General features: G+C 59.0%; 16 protein-coding genes. 9 read left to right on the top strand and 7 right to left on the bottom strand.

The features are described from left to right. Nucleotides 1-63: 63 nt before the first annotated feature. Both gldA and ACVWYF_RS02920 read right to left on the bottom strand, forming a co-directional pair. Nucleotides 64-972, bottom strand: a complete 909-nt coding sequence (gene gldA / locus ACVWYF_RS02925) for a gliding motility-associated ABC transporter ATP-binding subunit GldA (protein WP_457064436.1) — start codon at nucleotides 970-972, stop codon at nucleotides 64-66. A gap of 31 nt (nucleotides 973-1,003) precedes the next feature. Beyond that, nucleotides 1,004-1,696: an SDR family oxidoreductase gene (locus tag ACVWYF_RS02920; protein ID WP_457064434.1), complete on the bottom strand. Its 693-nt coding sequence runs from the start codon at nucleotides 1,694-1,696 to the stop codon at nucleotides 1,004-1,006. Between the two features lie 42 nt (nucleotides 1,697-1,738). Between ACVWYF_RS02920 and ACVWYF_RS02915 the strand changes: the two genes are divergently transcribed. Further along, nucleotides 1,739-2,521, top strand: a complete 783-nt coding sequence (locus ACVWYF_RS02915) for a GIN domain-containing protein (RefSeq protein ID WP_457064432.1) — start codon at nucleotides 1,739-1,741, stop codon at nucleotides 2,519-2,521. A 32-nt stretch (nucleotides 2,522-2,553) separates the two neighbouring features. Next, entirely contained in the window at nucleotides 2,554-3,003 is a 450-nt protein-coding gene (locus ACVWYF_RS02910; protein WP_457064430.1) for a hypothetical protein, read from the top strand. A 13-nt stretch (nucleotides 3,004-3,016) separates the two neighbouring features. On the opposite strand, the gene ACVWYF_RS02905 is transcribed toward ACVWYF_RS02910, so the two are convergent. After that, entirely contained in the window at nucleotides 3,017-3,748 is a 732-nt protein-coding gene (locus ACVWYF_RS02905) for an SDR family oxidoreductase (protein ID WP_457064428.1), read from the bottom strand. Between the two features lie 91 nt (nucleotides 3,749-3,839). Between ACVWYF_RS02905 and ACVWYF_RS02900 the strand changes: the two genes are divergently transcribed. Together ACVWYF_RS02900 and ACVWYF_RS02895 are read left to right on the top strand one after the other, a co-directional pair. Beyond that, entirely contained in the window at nucleotides 3,840-4,571 is a 732-nt protein-coding gene (locus tag ACVWYF_RS02900) for an MlaE family ABC transporter permease (protein ID WP_457064426.1), read from the top strand. A gap of 90 nt (nucleotides 4,572-4,661) precedes the next feature. After that, nucleotides 4,662-5,477 carry an ABC transporter ATP-binding protein gene (locus ACVWYF_RS02895; protein WP_457064424.1) on the top strand — a complete coding sequence of 272 codons (816 nt, stop codon included), beginning with the start codon at nucleotides 4,662-4,664 and terminating at the stop codon, nucleotides 5,475-5,477. Between the two features lie 75 nt (nucleotides 5,478-5,552). On the opposite strand, the gene ACVWYF_RS02890 is transcribed toward ACVWYF_RS02895, so the two are convergent. The 4 genes from ACVWYF_RS02890 to ACVWYF_RS02875 all read right to left on the bottom strand — a co-directional run bounded on the left by ACVWYF_RS02890 (nucleotide 5,553) and on the right by ACVWYF_RS02875 (nucleotide 8,890). Then, nucleotides 5,553-6,089, bottom strand: coding sequence for a YfiT family bacillithiol transferase (locus ACVWYF_RS02890; RefSeq protein ID WP_457064422.1), 537 nt, complete (start codon nucleotides 6,087-6,089; stop codon nucleotides 5,553-5,555). 119 nt (nucleotides 6,090-6,208) lie between these two features. Further along, nucleotides 6,209-6,841 carry a bifunctional nuclease domain-containing protein gene (locus ACVWYF_RS02885; RefSeq protein WP_457064420.1) on the bottom strand — a complete coding sequence of 211 codons (633 nt, stop codon included), beginning with the start codon at nucleotides 6,839-6,841 and terminating at the stop codon, nucleotides 6,209-6,211. Nucleotides 6,842-7,058: 217 nt separating this feature from the next. Then, nucleotides 7,059-8,036 (bottom strand): electron transfer flavoprotein subunit alpha/FixB family protein, encoded by a 978-nt coding sequence (locus ACVWYF_RS02880; protein WP_457064418.1) that lies wholly within the window; start codon nucleotides 8,034-8,036, stop codon nucleotides 7,059-7,061. Nucleotides 8,037-8,149: 113 nt separating this feature from the next. Continuing rightward, on the bottom strand, nucleotides 8,150-8,890 hold the full coding sequence (locus tag ACVWYF_RS02875) for an electron transfer flavoprotein subunit beta/FixA family protein (protein WP_457064416.1): 741 nt from the start codon (nucleotides 8,888-8,890) through the stop codon (nucleotides 8,150-8,152). 154 nt (nucleotides 8,891-9,044) lie between these two features. Between ACVWYF_RS02875 and ACVWYF_RS02870 the strand changes: the two genes are divergently transcribed. The 5 genes from ACVWYF_RS02870 (at nucleotide 9,045) to ACVWYF_RS02850 (ending at nucleotide 16,283) form a co-directional block, all read left to right on the top strand. After that, the gene (locus ACVWYF_RS02870) at nucleotides 9,045-9,383 is read left to right on the top strand and encodes a tetratricopeptide repeat protein (RefSeq protein ID WP_457064414.1); all 339 of its coding nucleotides are present in this window, start codon (nucleotides 9,045-9,047) and stop codon (nucleotides 9,381-9,383) included. Nucleotides 9,384-9,638: 255 nt separating this feature from the next. Beyond that, the gene (locus ACVWYF_RS02865) at nucleotides 9,639-10,418 is read left to right on the top strand and encodes a DUF937 domain-containing protein (protein WP_457064412.1); all 780 of its coding nucleotides are present in this window, start codon (nucleotides 9,639-9,641) and stop codon (nucleotides 10,416-10,418) included. Between the two features lie 119 nt (nucleotides 10,419-10,537). Continuing rightward, on the top strand, nucleotides 10,538-11,845 hold the full coding sequence (locus ACVWYF_RS02860) for a TolC family protein (RefSeq protein WP_457064410.1): 1,308 nt from the start codon (nucleotides 10,538-10,540) through the stop codon (nucleotides 11,843-11,845). Nucleotides 11,846-11,931: 86 nt separating this feature from the next. After that, the gene (locus ACVWYF_RS02855) at nucleotides 11,932-13,011 is read left to right on the top strand and encodes an efflux RND transporter periplasmic adaptor subunit (RefSeq protein ID WP_457064408.1); all 1,080 of its coding nucleotides are present in this window, start codon (nucleotides 11,932-11,934) and stop codon (nucleotides 13,009-13,011) included. Between the two features lie 113 nt (nucleotides 13,012-13,124). Then, nucleotides 13,125-16,283 carry an efflux RND transporter permease subunit gene (locus ACVWYF_RS02850; protein WP_457064406.1) on the top strand — a complete coding sequence of 1,053 codons (3,159 nt, stop codon included), beginning with the start codon at nucleotides 13,125-13,127 and terminating at the stop codon, nucleotides 16,281-16,283. Nucleotides 16,284-16,462 lie beyond the last annotated feature (179 nt).

Genomic DNA, 16,462 nt, shown 5'->3' with positions numbered 1-16,462 from the left:
AGGTGAAGATGCTTCGCTGCGCTCTGCATGACCGTTCTTTTTATCGTTGCCAATCGTTGCTATTTACTTCGTCAGTTCCCCAAACACCTCTTCAAGGCTCTGCTGCTCCTGCCGCAGACCCAGCAAAATCCAGCCTTCCTGCCCGGCCAGGCGCGACACGGCGGCGCGCACATCGGTGCCCGGCGCGGTGCGCAGCAGCACCGCTCCATCGGGGGCGGCCTCTACGTGGCGCACGCCGGGGAGCTTAGCCAGCTTGGCGGTGTCCACGTCGCCTTCGAACTCGGCGCGCACCACGGTCTCGCCGGCGGCGCGGGCGGCCAGCTCGGCTACGGGGCTGTCGGCCACCAGCTTGCCCCGGCTGATGATGAGTACGCGGGAGCACAGGGCCGTGACTTCGGGCAGAATGTGGGTGCTGAAAATGACAGTTTTATCCTCGCCCACCTCGCGAATGAGTTGGCGGATTTCCAGAATCTGGTTGGGGTCGAGGCCGGTGGTGGGCTCGTCGAGGATGAGCACGTCCGGGTCGTGGATGAGGGCTTGAGCCAGGCCCACGCGCTGGCGGTAGCCCTTGCTGAGCGCCCCGATTTGCTTGTTCTGCTCGCGGCTCAGGCCCACGCGACGCACCAGCTCGGCCACGCGAGTGCGCAGGCCGGAGCCCCGCAGCCCGTGTACCGACCCGATGAATTCGAGGTACTCATGCACGTACATATCCAGGTAAAGCGGGTTGTGCTCGGGCAGGTAGCCCACATGACGGCGCACGTCGAGGCTGTTGGTGAGCACGTCGTAACCGGCTACGCGCACGGTGCCGGCGGTGGGGGGGAGGTAGCCGGTAGCAATTTTCATGGTCGTACTCTTGCCCGCACCGTTCGGCCCGAGGAAGCCCACGATTTCACCCTTGCCCGCCGTGAAGCTGATGTTGTCCACGGCATTTTGGGTGCCGTAGGTTTTGGTCAGGTGCTCTATTTCTACCATGTGGAACTGAGTGTCAGAAAGACGGTCTAGGTTACTTCACCTGCGCCGGCCGTAGTTGAATTTCCGAAATCATCGTCGTGTCCGGCGCTTCGATGGCGTGTACAATGGCGGCCGCAATGTCTTCGGGCTGCATCTTGTGCGGGTCCGGGGTATTTCCGGGCTGCTTGCCGTTAAAGTTGGTTTCGACCGAACCGGGCATCACGCAGGTAACCCGAATGCCGGCCGGTCGCACTTCTTTGAATAAGGAATCCGAAAAGCCGCGTACCGCAAATTTGGTGGCGCAGTAGCCCGACATGCCGGCTGTGCCCGCCGTGCCGGCCAGCGAGGCCACGTTCACAACGTGCCCTTGTTTCTGCTGCTTCATTTGCGGCAGCACGGCGCGGGTGCAGAGGAAGGTGCCCAGCACGTTGGTATCGAACATCGTCTTCCAGTCTTCGGCCTTAAAACCGTCGACTTCGCCCATAATGCCCAGCCCGGCGTTGTTCACCAATACGTGGATTTCGGGTCCTAATTCGCGCTGGGTATTGGTAAAGGCTTCGGTGATGGAGTGCTCGTCCTGCACATCGCAGGCGAAAAACTGGAACCGGTCGTGCGTCAAATCTTCGGGGGCCGAGCGCGCCCAGCCGGCCACCGCCGCGCCACGCGCCAGCAGGGCTTCGACGGTAGCGCGGCCAATTCCTTTGCTCGCGCCCGTGACGATGGCAACTTTACCGGTGAGGTCCATTTATCTTTGGGAAAAGTAAGGCTAAATATGCGCAATACGAGTTTGCGGCCGCAAGTTAGCGGCCTGGGAGGGTTTGGGGTACTGCGTGGGCTGGGCCGCATCGGATTCGGCCTCGCGCTGATGGCTGGTTTGAGCACCTGCAGCCCCGGCCACGGCACCGATTGCCTGAAGAGCACGGGCACCATCGTCACCCAGCGCCGCGAGGTAGAGGCCGGCCTGGTCACCGTCACGGCCTTCGACAACGTGGACCTTCGCCTCGTGCAGGACGCTCAGACCTACGCCGAAGTGCGGGCCGGCGAAAACCTCATCAGCGACATTGTCCTCACCCGCAAGGGCAACGCGCTGGAAATCAACAATACCAGCACCTGCAACTGGGCGCGCAGCTACGACACGCCCCGCGAAGTGACGCTGCACGTCCCGCGCATCCTCAACGTGTTTTTGCGCGGCCAGGGCAATACCAGCACCGTGGGCCAGTTCGAGCAGGACACCATCTTCTTTCACCTCATCGGGGCCGGCGACATGGACCTGAACGTGAAAGCGCGCCAGCTTTTCCTCGACCAGTACGAACTGGGCGACATGACGCTCCGCGGCACCACCGAGGGCATGAACTTCACCCTAGGCGGCTCGGGGCGGCTGTTTGCTCAGGGCATTACCCCCAAGCGCTGCTATTTCAACCTGACGCGCGACAGCGACGGCAGCGCCCATGTGCGCGCCACGGAGGCCCTGGCCGGCACCGTGGCTGGCAACGGCACGCTGTACTACGGCGGCGCGCCCACGTTCACAGACATCAAAATCACCGGCAACGGCAGCAAGAAAGCCGAATAACCCGAGTTGAAACCACGCGCTAGCCCCAAAGGATGAACCTCTTTGATTTCCAGTATTCGTCAGCCCCTCTACTGGTAATCGGGGTAGTAAAATGGCTGTTGATAGGACTCCTAATTGCCGCCAGCACCATTCGGCAGCGCACTCCGCTGGTCATTCTACTGATTACCGGGATTGCATCAGCCAGCATTGGCGCACTATTCAAAATAGCGCATTGGGCCGGAGCCGATGGGCTATTAATCGGAGGGGCGGCCCTGCTCTTGGGCACGTACGGCTGGTGGTTTAAAGCCAAAGTGACTTCCGGGCTGCTTGATTACCTCAAGCTAGCATGGGTGAGCGGGGCAGCAGCTTGTTTGGTTGTCGTGGCATTATCTCACCCTTTGGTACGGCTGGTGGCCGGCGTCACCGATGCGCTGTTCTGGGCCATGGCCCTGCTATTCGTTTATCGGCGCTGGATTCGCCGGCCCGGTCCGGTTGCTGAATAGCTGCACCCAGCCCTTACAAATCACCCAGCTGCGGCCGAATCAGCAACTCCTCCACCACGGCGTGCGGTGACAGGGAAAAAGCTGAAAACACGGCCTCGGCCACGTCCCCGGCCTGTACAAACCGCTCGGCGGGCAGCTCCACCCCGGCCCAGCTGGCCGTGAGCGTAGGGCCGGGCAACACGGCCGTCACGCGTATACCGCTGGCTTTCAGCTCCTCGCGCAGGTTTTTGGTAAAGCCCAGCAGCGCGTGCTTGGCAATGCCGTAGGAGCCGCCGTTGGGATAAGCCGTGATGCTGGCCGTGGAGCAAACCGTGAAAATGTGCCCGCGGCCCCGCGCAATGAAACCCGTCAGCAGCGGCAGCGTCACATCGTAGGCGCTCAATAAGTTCACGGCCAGCATCTGGCGCAGCTGCGAGCCATCGGCGGGCTCGTCCTGCAAGCGGCCGGGAGTGAAGGCTCCCGCGTTATTCACCAGCACTTCAATGGGTAAGCCCAGGCCCAGCACGAAAGCCGCGAAGCGGGCACAGTCGGCTTGCTGGCTGAGGTCGGCGGGCAGGGTATGCAGCACGGCTCCGGGAACATCGGCCCGCAAATCGGTTGTAAGCGCGGCCAGGTCGGCGGCCGAGCGGGCGCAGGTGGCCACCGGGTAGCCCGCCCGCAGAAAGCGCACCACCACGGCGCGCCCAATACCTTTGCTGCCGCCGGTCACAACAATTAATTTTTCGCTCGTTTGGGCTCTGTTCATCTGATTTTACGTAAGGTGGCGAAGCCCCTGAAGTTTCGCCAGCGGCAACAGCTTCGCCCGAACTTCGGTTTTTATTCCCCAATAAATTTTTATGCTTAAAACTTTCGGCTCGTTCGTCCTCTTCCTGCAGGGCATGGTCACGCGCACGGAGCGGTTCAGCGTCCTCTGGAACCGCACCATCGACGAAGCCATTCTCATCGGGGTCGATTCCATTGTCATTGTGTCCATCGTGTCGGCCTTCATTGGGGCCGTTACCTGCGTCCAGATTGCTTATAACCTCACCAATCCGCTCATCCCGCAGTCCACCATCGGCTACATGGTGCGCGAGATGACTATTCTGGAGCTGGCCCCCACCATCACCAGCATCGTGCTGGCGGGCAAAGTTGGTTCCAGCATCGCCGGTGGCCTGGGCACCATGCGCATCACCGAGCAAGTGTCGGCGCTGGAAGTAATGGGCATCAATTCCACGTCTTACCTCGTGCTGCCGCGCATTCTGGCCGCCCTGCTCATGTTCCCGCTGCTGGTTATTCTGGCCATGCTGCTGTCCATTCTGGGCGGCTACCTGGCCGGCACCCTCACCGGTGTGATGACGGCCCAGGACTACATCGAAGGCATCCGCACTGATTTTATTCCCTATAACATCGTTTTTGCCCTTATCAAGGCCGTGGTATTTGCCTTCCTGGTTTCGGGTATTTCGGCTTTCAAAGGCTACTACACCACCGGCGGTGCGCTCGAAGTAGGCGCGGCCAGCACCGGTGCCGTGACCAACTCCATCATTGCCATCCTCATTGCCGACTTCGCCCTGGCGGCCCTGCTGCTGTGATTTAGTTGTCAGTTGCTTGGTATCAGTTGTTAGCCAGCGGATAACAAGCAACCATTACTAATACCTGACAACGACCAACTGAGAACTACCATGATTGAAGTATCCAACATCGAAAAAGCCTTCGACGGCACGCCCGTGCTGAAAGGCATTTCGTGCGTATTTGAAACCGGCAAGTGCAACCTGCTGCTCGGCGGCTCGGGCACCGGCAAAAGCGTGCTCCTGCAGTGCATCGTGGGTTTGATGAAGCCCGACATCGGCTCCATCACCTTCGATGGCACGGTGTACACCAACAGCAAAATCGATATTCGCCAGGAAATCCGCCGCAAAATCGGGATGCTGTTCCAGGGCTCGGCGTTGTTCGACTCGATGACGGTGGCCCAGAACGTAGAATTCCCGCTGCAAATGCTGACGCCCGAAATGTTAGCCGAAGAGCGGCGCGACCGGGTCGAGTTCTGCCTCAAGCGCGTGGGCCTCGAAAATGCCGGAAACAAGATGCCCGCCGAAATTTCGGGCGGCATGAAAAAGCGTGTGGGCATTGCGCGTGCCATCGCGCCACAGTGTACCTACCTGTTCTGCGACGAGCCCAACTCCGGCCTCGACCCCGCCACCAGCATCAAAATCGACAACCTGATTCACGAAATCACCCACGAATACAACATCACCACCGTCATCGTAACCCACGACATGAACTCGGTGATTGAGATTGGCGAGCACATCATTTTCCTGCACCAGGGCAAAAAACTTTGGGACGGCACCAAGGAGGAAATCCTGAATGCCAAAGTGCCCGAGCTGCGCGATTTCATCTTCAGCAGCAGCCTCGTGCGCGCCGCCAAGCGCATAGATGACGAAACCGAAGGTGGCATGGCCGCTTTCGCCGAGGAAAGCGAGTCGGGCGGCGGTATCTGAATCCCGGATTCTCTTGGCAAATAAAAGTCCCGTCTCTCAGTAGAGACGGGACTTTTATTTGCCAAGAGAATAGGTTTATTCTTTTGGCAGCAGCAGTTCCAAATGCGCTAGGTGGTGCCGGCCGTGCCAGGCGTACAGCGCCAAGGCTTGGTCGAGGGTCGACTTGCGCTGGTTGCCGGGGTGGTAGAACGTGCGCTGCCACTGCTCCTCCGTGAGGTGGTGCAGCAGCGTCACCCAGCGCGAATGCAGGGCCTCCAGCAGCGTGAGCGACACTGTTATGGGCGTGGAGGTCACGTCGGGCAGCTCGGCCCAGGCCTGCTCGTCGTAGGGGCAGATGGTGGGGTTTTCCTCCGTCAGGGCCAGGCGGTAGCGCACGTAGCTGTTTATATGCGAGTCGGCTACGTGATGGATTACCTGGCGGCCGGTCCAGCCGCCGGGGCGGTAGGGCCGTTGCAGGCCTTCGCCGCCCACCCGGCGCGCCATGGACGTAAGCTGGGCCGGCAGTTCCGCCAGCTGCTGAATAAGCGCCGTGCGCTCGGCCGGGGTGAGGGAGCCGGTGGGCAGCTGCGGTCGGCCAACGGGATACTTCAGAGAGTCGTTCGGTTCATTCATAGCTACAAAGAAAACAAAAACGCTGCCCCGAATAGAGGCAGCGCTTTCAAAAATATCAACAACGGAAACGAGAAAGCGGAACCACAAAAAAACTGTTTTAATCCGTTAAATCTGTGGTCCTAGCCGTTGCGCTTGTTCAATTCGTCGCGGATTTTGGCGGCTTTCTCGTAATCTTCTTTTTCGAGGGCCTGAGCCAGCATTTTGGTCAGTTCATCCAGCGAAACCTGGCCGCTGGGTTCGCGGGGCTCGGGCTGGGTGCGGCTGGCGCGGGGCGAGTCCGTATCGTTTTCGTCGTCCTCATCTTCGTCGTCCTCTTCGGCTTCGCTTTCGGCCTCATCAAGGTCAGAAAGAATAATGCCGGCTTCGCTCAGCACACTCTCCACCGTGTAAATGGGTACGCCGAAGCGCAGGCCGATGGCAATGGCGTCGGAAGGCCGGGCGTCGATATCGAACGTCGTGGCCCCATCGGAGCACACGATGCGCGAGTAGAAAACACCTTCTTTGAGGTCGGAAATCACCACCTCCAGAATCACGACATGCACATGCTCGGCAAATGACTTGAACAGGTCGTGCGTGAGCGGGCGGTTGGGGCTAATCTTTTCTATCTGAATGGCAATGCTTTGTGCTTCAAACATGCCAATAATAATGGGCAAGCGGCGGTTGCCGCCCTTCTCGCCCAGAATCAGCGCGAAGGAGCCAGATTGCGACTGGCTGGACGAAAGCCCCAGGATTTCAAGCTGGATTTTTTTCAAGGGAATAAGGAACTGGGTGTCTGGGAAGCGAAGGAAAGGAGGGAAAGGGCCGGGCCGAAGCCAGTAGACAGGATGTACGTGCAAATAAAGAAAAGTCCGGGCATCTACGGTCAAAACCTGCCCTAGAAACCGGAAATGCTGAAAAAAGATTGGGGACCCGGGCCGGGGCTTCTTGCGAAAACCACCGGACCGGGTCCCCAATGCCTGCCCGTAAGCCTTAGTTAAGGGCCTTTACGGCGGCGGTTAGCTTGGGTAGTACGTCAAAAACGTCGCCCACGATGCCGTAATCGGCCGCTTTAAAGAAAGGAGCTTCCGGGTCTTTGTTGATGACCACAATCACCTTCGAGCTGTTCACGCCGGCCAGGTGCTGGATAGCCCCCGAAATGCCGCAGGCAATGTACAGGTTCGGCGAGATGGTGATGCCCGTCTGGCCCACATGCTCGTGGTGAGGGCGCCAGTCCACGTCCGAAACGGGCTTGGAGCAGGCCGTGGCCGCGCCCAGGGCTTTGGCCAGGTCCTCAATCAGGGTCCAGTTCTCGGGGCCTTTCATGCCGCGGCCACCCGATACCACGAGTTCGGCTTCGGGCAGGAGCACGCCGCCGGCCTGGTCCTGCATCACAACCTGCGTGGGCGCGTCGGCAAAGTCCGCGTCCGACAGCTGCGCCGCGAAGCTGGTTACTTCGGCCGTTTTGCCGGCATCGTGCTTGGCTTCGGTCGAATTTTTCTTCACGACAATTATTTTGCGGTCGCCGCTCAGCACCACGTCCGAAAACGCCTTGCCCGAAAACGCGCCACGCTTCACCGTGAACTGGTCGCCGCTGATTTTAGGCAGCTCCACTACGTTAGTGGCCAGGCTGGCCTTCAGGCGTACCGACAGGCGCGAACCTACCGCCGCGCCAATGTTAGAATTGGCCAGCACAATGATTTTGGCCTGCTCCTGCTCGGCTGCCGTGGCAATGAGCTTCGTGTAAGCATTGTTCACGAAGTCCTTCAGGCGGGGCTCGGCGTCATACAGCACTTTCGTGATGCCCTGCTCGCCGAGCTTGGCCAGGTTGGCCTCATTGGCTTCGCCCACGGCAATGGCCGTGGCCGTAGTGCCCAACTGGGCGGCCACCTGTGCCCCGTAAGAGGCGACTTCGAGCGACGACTTCTTTACTTCGCCGTCGGCGCATTCAACTACAACTAATACGGACATAATTATGGGGAATTATAAATTATAAATTATGAATTATAAATTGGTGAACAAGCATATACGGCATATTCCGTGCGCTCATTTATAATTTATAATTCCGAATTTATAATTCAGGTTTAGATTACTTTGGCTTCGTTGCGCAACAGCTTGATAAGCTCGCCGGCATTTTCGGCATCGATAAGCTTCACGCCCTGCTTTTTGGCGGGCAGTGCGTACTCGGCCACGGTGGTGCGGGCGGGCTCACCCACGGCGGGTACCACTTTCAGGGGCTTGGTGCGGGCCGTCATGATGCCGCGCATGTTGGGGATGCGGGGCTCGCACATGGGCTGCTGGCACGAGGCCACAAAGGGCGTGTTCACGGTCACGATTTCCTTGCCGCCCTCAATTTCGCGTTCCAGGGTAGCAGTGTTGCCGCTCATATCCAGCTTCATGGCCGGGGCCACAGTCGGGATACCGAGCATTTCGCCCACCATGCCATGCACCTGGAAACCGTTGTAGTCGATGCTTTCCTTGCCCATCAAAATCACGTCATACGCGCCTTCTTTGGCGACGGCGGCAATCTGCTCGGCCACAAAGTAGGCATCCTGCGGCACGGCATCCACGCGGATGGCGTCATCGGCCCCAATGGCCAGGGCCTTGCGAATATTGGGCTCGGTGTCGGCCTGGCCCACGTTGAGGACGGTGACGGTGCCGCTGCCGGCGGCTTCCTTCAGCTCGATGGCGCGAGTGAGAGCGTACTCATCCCAGGGATTAATCACGAATTGCACCCCGGCCTTGTTAAACTCCTTGTTGTCAGGGGTAAAGGCAATTTTGGTGGTCGTGTCGGGCACGTTGGAAATACAAACCAGAAACTTCATCTAAGCGGGATTAGGGTGGCGAAATCGAATGAAAAAGGCTGCATGCATAACAACCTATAGTAGCTGGCCGGTTTCCGACAGCCAATCTTTAGCAAGGGATATGCGGTAGAAAAGCCGCAATTTTGCCCCAAAGGTAAACAAAACTCCCGCCCTGATGAACACTCCCGCCGCGCGTTTGCAACAGTTATTGGCTTTCTACGCCGATGACCCCACCGATGCCTTCACTATATATGCCCTGGCAACCGAATACCGCGCCCAGGAGCCAGAGCAGGCATGGGAATTTTATCACAAACTCTTAACCGAACACCCCGATTATGTGGGGACTTACTACCATGCCGGCAAGCTGTTGGAACAATTTGGCAAGCAGGAAGAGGCCGAAAAGGTTTACCGCACCGGCCTGAAAGTGGCCCGCGCCGCCGGCCAGCAGCACGCCGCCAGCGAGCTACTCCAGGCGCTGAATAGCTGCCTCGGACTTGACTATGAGGATGACTAGCACACAGGCAATTGACAGAAAAAAGGCCCGGCAAACTGCCGGGGCTTTTTTCGTTAGTCAAAACATGGGTTTCTACGGGAAATTGGCGGCCTGTATATGGAAAAAGCAAAGGCTTGATTTCATTCAGCAGGTGATAATTGAGGTTGGTCGGCGAAAATTCGAGTTCCGCCGCATACATAATGCATATACTATTACTATTTAGCTACTTTGTAATGATGCCGCGAGTAAGTTTCTACCCCATCCTCCTGTTCTGCCATGACTGCATTGTTTTCTGCCATTGCCCGGGCCTTCCCCCGGGAGCTGATTAGCCACCTGGCCGCACGCCTAGGCGAGGGCGAAAACGGGATGAAGCGTGCCCTGGACGGCGTGCTCCCCGTGATGATGGGCGGCATGGCCCGGCAGGCCGAAAATTCCGACGCGCAACTGCTTTTTGAGTGGAGTAATCGGGCTTATCAGACCATGCAGTACGGGCTGGGGAGTGTGACCGGAATGCTTGGCATTTTGGGCAGTGGCAGTGGGGCCGACAGCGCCATGATGCAGGGCGAAACGTTGCTGCTAGTGTTATTCGGCAATTCCTGGCAGACCATAGCGGCTTCGGTGAGCCGCTATGCGCAGGTGAAGCGCACCACGGCCAGCACCTTACTCACGCTGGTGGGCGCGGTGCTGCCGGGCCTGCTGGGCCAATACGCCGAGCATAACCGACTGTCGGCGACGGCCGTTTCGGCGAATTTAATTGGCATCAAAAATCAGCTGAATAGCTTGTTGCCCCTGGATTTGCGGGCCGTGGCCGATTCTTTGGGCCTGACGGCCGTAACCCAACCGGCTAAGGGCCGGAAGCAGGAAGGCCGGATTATCTCCTGGGTCCTGATGCTGACGGCGATGCTGGGCCTTTCCGGCACGCACCCGGACCTGTTGGCCCATGTGCTGCCGGCAGTTTCCTCGCAGCTGGTGCAGGGGTATCTGCTGGCGGTGCAGGGGGGGCAGCTTGATGAGTGGAGGCCTGCAAGCCGTGTGGTAGCCGCCCGGCACATGTAGAGATGCCCCCTTGAAAATGGGCGTTCACCGAGGTTTTGAGGGCGTTCGAGGGGTAAATGGAACATTCATTTTATCCTCATACAGGTACCGGCACCTTTGTCAGGAAATCAACGCCAATTATGTCCCGCTTTCCTTTTCTGGTTCTTTTTGGAGCGTGGTGCCTGGCCGCCCAGCCGGCAGCCGCTCAAAGCATGACGGCTACCCCGGTCACCCCAACTGACACCGTACGCCTCACGCTGCCGGCTGCCGAGCAGCGCTTCTTCCAAAACAACCTGGCCGTGCTGGCCCAGCAGTATAATGTGACGGTGGCGCAGGCCCAGGCTGTGCAGGCCCGCCTCATCGACAACCCCACGCTCTACGTGGAGCAGGACGTGCTGCGCCGCCGCATTGCCCGCCCCACGGTGCCGGAAGGCACCGCCAGCAGCGAGGCCGTGGTGACGGTGCAGCAGCTTTTTTCTCTGGCCGGGCGGCGCAAGGCCGCCGGCCAGGCCGCCCAGCAAGGGGCCGTGGTGGAGCAATACAACCTGCAGGACCTGCTGCGTAACCTGCGCTATCAGCTGCGCACCACGTTTTACGACCTGTATTTCAAGCAGCAGACCCTAACGGCTTATGCTACGGAAATCACTTCGCTGACGCGCACCGTCGGCCTGTACCAGACCCAGTTTGAGAAGGGTAATATTGCGCTGAAGGAGGTAATTCGCCTGCGGGCCTTCCTCTTCACGCTGCAAAGCGAGCGGCAAGCCCTGCTCAATGACGTGGCTTCGGACCAAACCGACCTGCATGTGCTGGTGCGCGATGCTACCGGCACCCAGTTTGTGCCCGTGGTGAACGTGAATAGGACCCGCGACCTTAGCCTGAAAAACTATTCGGAGCAGCAGCTGGCTGATACGGCCCTCGTGCTGCGCACCGACCTGAACGCCCGTCGCGCCACCGTGGAGCAGCAAAACCTGAACTTACGCCTCCAGCAAAAGCTGGCCACGCCCGACCTGGCCGTGGGCTACACCTACGACAAGGCTGGCTCCTACATCAACAACTACAGCGCGCTAACGCTGGGCATTGCCGTGCCGGTTTTCAACCGCAACCAGGGCAGTATTCAGGTGGCGAAGGCCCAGATTGCCGGCAGCAAGCTGCTCGTGGACCAGCAGCAGTTGGTGGTGCAGAACGAAGTACACCAGGCCTATCAGTTGGCGGCCCGCAATGATGAATTGTTCCAGAATACCGACCGCGACACGGCCCCGTTTGCGCGGCTGATGGTGGGCATCGAGCAGAGCTACGCCAAGCGCATTCTGAGCGTGGTGGAATACCTGGATTTTTTTGAGTCATACAAGAATAACCTGGTGCAGCTGAATACCTTGCGGGCCAACCGCGTCCGGGCTTTCGAGCAATTGAATTTTGCCGTGGGCAAGCCCATTTTCCGCGCCGAATAGTCTCGGCTCAGCCCCCGAGCATCCGTCTTAATCCTGAAATATCATAAGCTGCTGGCCCAAGGCCACTGGCTAACACCTGCCTCCTAATGAACCGCTCCTTTCTGGCATTGCTGACCGCTGTAACCCTGGTTGGCTGCTCCAAACCCGAAGTCAAAGAAGAAAAGAAGGAGGGCTTCCGCCTGTCCGACACCATGATGCAGCAGATTGTGCTGGATACCGTGCGCCTGCGCCCGGTGCAGGACGAGCTGGTGCTGACCGGCGAAATCGCCACCGACGGCGACAAAACCGTGAAAGTGTACCCGCTGGTGGGCGGCGTGGTGGAGCAGCTGAAAGTGCAGCTCGGCGACAAGGTGACCAAGGGCCAGGTGCTGGCCGTCATCAAGTCGGGCGAGATTGCCGACGTGCAGAACCAGACCACCGCCGCCAGCTCCGACCTCGACATCGCCCGCAAAAACCTGGCCGTGGCCGAAGACATGTACAAAGCCGGCCTGAACTCGGAGCGCGACGTGGTGCTGGCCCGCGCCGAGGTGACCAAAGCCCGCGGCACCGTGGGCAAAAACGTGAAGCAGCTCAGCGTCTACGGCATCGGGGCCGATGGGATGTACACGTTGCGCGCGCCGATTTCGGGCTTTATCACGGAGAAGAATGCTACGGACCACGAGCAGTTCAACAACGACAACGTGGGCAACCTGTTCACGGTGAGCGACCTGGACGATGTCTGGATTATGGCCAACGTGTTTGAGTCGGACATCTCGAAGGTGAAGGAAGGCTACTCGGCTGACGTCACTACGCTGAGCTACCCGGACAAGCATTTCCGGGGCAAGATTGACAAGGTGTTCAACGTGCTCGACCCCGACAGCAAGGTGATGAAGGTGCGCGTGCGCCTCGAAAACCCCGGCTACCTGCTGAAACCGGAGATGTACGCCCAGGTGCGCGTCGAGAATACGGAAGGGGCGAAGGCCCTGGCCGTGCCTGCCAAATCGGTCGTTTTTGACAAGGACCGCAACTTCGTGATGGTGTACAAGGACCGCACCCACGTCGAAACCCGGCCCGTGACCATCAGCAAAACCGTGGGCGACTACAGCTACATCACCAGCGGCCTGAAGCCCGGTGACGTGGTGATTGCCAAAGACCAGCTGCTGGTCTACGACGAGCTGAACGACTAACCAGACAGGACACGGACTGACTCCGAGCAAGCGCATTTTCGCCTTGCTCCGGGTCAGTACTGCCTTTTAAATCCGCCCCTAATTCACCGTTTCTTCACCGTTAGGAACTGAAAATGAATAAGTTCATTCAAGGCATCATTGCCTTTTCGCTCAAGAACAAGGGCTTCATCTTCCTCATGACCCTGGTGGTGATGGTGATGGGCGTGGTGAGCTACCGGAACACGCCCATCGAGGCGTTTCCGGACGTGACCAACACCGAAATCACCATCATCACGCAGTGGCCCGGCCGCTCGGCCGAGGAGATGGAGAAGTTCGTGACCGTGCCCATCGAAATTGCGCTGAACCCGGTGCAGAAAAAGGCTTCGGTGCGCAGCACCACGCTCTTCGGGCTGTCGGTGGTGAAGGTGATTTTCGACGATGGCGTGGACGACGCCTTCGCCCGTCCGCAGGTGAACAACCTGCTGCGCGAAGTGGACCTGCCCGACGGCATCACGCCCGACGTGCAGCCGCCCTATGGCCCGACTGGCGAAATTTACCGCTACACCCTGGAAAGCAAAACCAAAACCGTACGCGAACTCAAAACCCTGCAGGACTGGGTGATTGAGCGCAACCTGAAAGCCGTGCCCGGCGTGGCCGACGTGAACAGCTTCGGCGGTGAGGTGAAGGACTACGAAATATCGGTGAACCCCGGCAAGCTGCAGGATTTCGGCCTCACGCCCCTCGACCTGTATAATGCCGTGCAGCGCTCCAACATCAACGTGGGCGGCGACGTGATAAACGAGGGCCAGCAGAACTACGTGGTGCGCGGTATCGGCCTGCTGAACAACATCTCTGACATCACCAACACGGTGATTAAGAACGTGAACGGCGTGCCGATTCTGGTGCGCGACGTGGCCCGCGTAACCGAAAGCGCCCTGCCGCGACTGGGTCAGGTCGGTCGCGGCCTGGAGGACGACAAGCTGGAAGGCATCGTGGTGATGCGCAAGGGCGAAAATCCTTCGGAAGTCATTGCCCGCCTGCACGATAAGGTGGACGAGCTGAACTCTAAAATCCTGCCGCCCGATGTGAAGATGAAAACCTTCTACGACCGGCAGCAGCTCATCGATTTCTCGACGGAAACGGTAATTCACAACCTGATGGAAGGCATTGTACTGGTCACGCTCATCGTGTTCTTGTTCATGGCCGACTGGCGGACGACGGTGATTGTGTCGGTGATTATTCCGCTGGCACTGCTGTTTGCCTTTATCTGTCTGCGGCTGCGGGGCATGAGCGCCAACCTGCTGAGTATGGGCGCGATTGACTTTGGCATCATCATCGACGGCGCGGTGGTGATGGTGGAAGGCCTCTTTGTGGCGCTCGACCACAAGGCGCACCAGGTGGGCATGGAGCGGTTCAACAAGCTCTCCAAGCTCGGATTGATTAAGAAGTCGGGCCGCGAGATGGGCAAGTCGATTTTCTTCGCCAAAGCCATTATTATCACCGCGTTGCTGCCGATTTTCTCCTTCGAGAAAGTAGAAGGCAAAGTATTCAGCCCGCTGGCCTGGACGCTGGGCTTCGCGCTGCTGGGCGCGCTGGTTTTTACGCTCACGCTGGTGCCGGTGCTGGTGAGCATCCTGCTGAAAAAGGACGTGCGGGAGAAGGACAACTTCTTCGTGCGCGGCGTGAACAACGGGGCCAACCGCTTCTTCCGCTTCACCTACGCCCGCAAAACGGCCACGCTCATCATCGCCTTCGTGGTGACGGCGCTGGGGCTGTATTCCTTCTCCTTTCTGGGTTCGGAATTTCTGCCAGAGCTGAACGAGGGCTCGATTTACGTGCGGGCGCAACTGCCGCTGAGCATCAGCCTGGAATCATCGAACGAGCTGTGCAACCAGATGCGGCGCGATTTCCTGAGCTTCCCCGAAGTGAGCGACGTAGTGAGCCAGACCGGCCGCCCCAACGACGGCACCGACCCCACGGGCTTCTACAACAACGAGTTTCTGGTGCAGCTCAAGCACACGCCGGAAGTAGAGAAAAAGATGAAATCAAAAGCTTACCGCGAGGATTTGGTGGAGCGGATGAAGACTAAGCTCGACAAGTTTACGGGCGTCGATTTCAACTTCTCGCAGCCCATCACCGACAACGTGGAGGAAGCCGCTTCGGGCGTGAAAGGCTCCATTGCGGTGAAAATTTACGGCACCGATTTGGCCACGCTGGAGGCCAAGGCCCGCGAGGTATATGAGATACTGAAAACGGTGAAAGGCATTGACGACCTCGGCGTGCTGCGCAACATCGGCCAGCCCGAGTTCCACGTCGACCTCGACGAGCGCCGCATGGCCAGCTACGGCGTGAGCAAGACCGATGCCGCCTCGGTGCTCGAAATGGCTGTGGGTGGCAAGGAGGCCACCCAACTGTATGAAGGCGAGCGCAAATTCCCCATCCGGGTGCGCTACGAACCGCAGTTCCGCCAGACGCCAACCGAAATTTCGGCCCTGATGGTGCCCACCCAATCGGGCAAAACCATCCCACTCACCGAAATCGCCAACATTGGCTCCGTGACCGGCCCAAGCCTGATTTACCGCGACGACAACCGTCGCTTCGCCGCCGTGAAGTTTTCGATTCGCGGCCGCGACATGGGTTCCACTATCAAGGAGGCCCAGGAAAAAGTGAACCGCCACGTCGTGCTGCCCAAAGGCTACGAGCAAAAATGGACCGGCGACTTCGAAAACCAGCGCCGCGCCCAGCAACGTCTCTCGCAGGTGGTGCCCATTTCGCTGGGCCTCATCTTCTTCATCCTGTTCATCCTGTTTGGCAACCTGAAAGATGCCGGGCTGGTGCTGCTCAACGTGCCGTTTGCCATTATCGGCGGCATCGCGGCGCTGCTCATCACGCACACCAACTTCTCGATTTCGGCCGGCATCGGCTTCATCGCGCTGTTCGGTATCTGTATTCAGAACGGCGTGATTCTGATATCCGTCTTCAAGCAGAACCTGGTCAAAAAGCACCCCCTCGACCATTCCATCAACGAAGGCGTGATTTCGCGGGTGCGCCCCGTGGTGATGACGGCCCTCATGGCCACCATTGGCCTGATGCCGGCCGCCATCTCTACCGGCATCGGCTCGGAAACGTCGAAGCCACTGGCCATCGTGGTAATCGGCGGGCTGATAACGGGTACTATCCTCACACTCTTCGTGTTTCCGCTGGTGTTTGAGCGTTTCTACCGTTCGGAACACACCAAGTACGTGCCGCTGCCCGGCGAGCCTGGCTACCACGAGATGGTGGCCACGCACTAGCCGCCGCTTCATTCAATGCAAAAAGCCCGCTGCCTTATCAGGTAGCGGGCTTTTTTGTCGCCTGCACTTCATAAAACCCTCATTGTTTTCTCATCAACTTTTCAACAGATTCTCATTTCCCGGCCGGTTTCGATTCAATTCAGTCGGAATAGCAGCCGTCCGCTACCCAACCTCCCACC

The organism is Hymenobacter sp. UYAg731, assembly GCF_054061335.1.
This window is presented reverse-complemented; position numbering and strand designations above follow the sequence as displayed.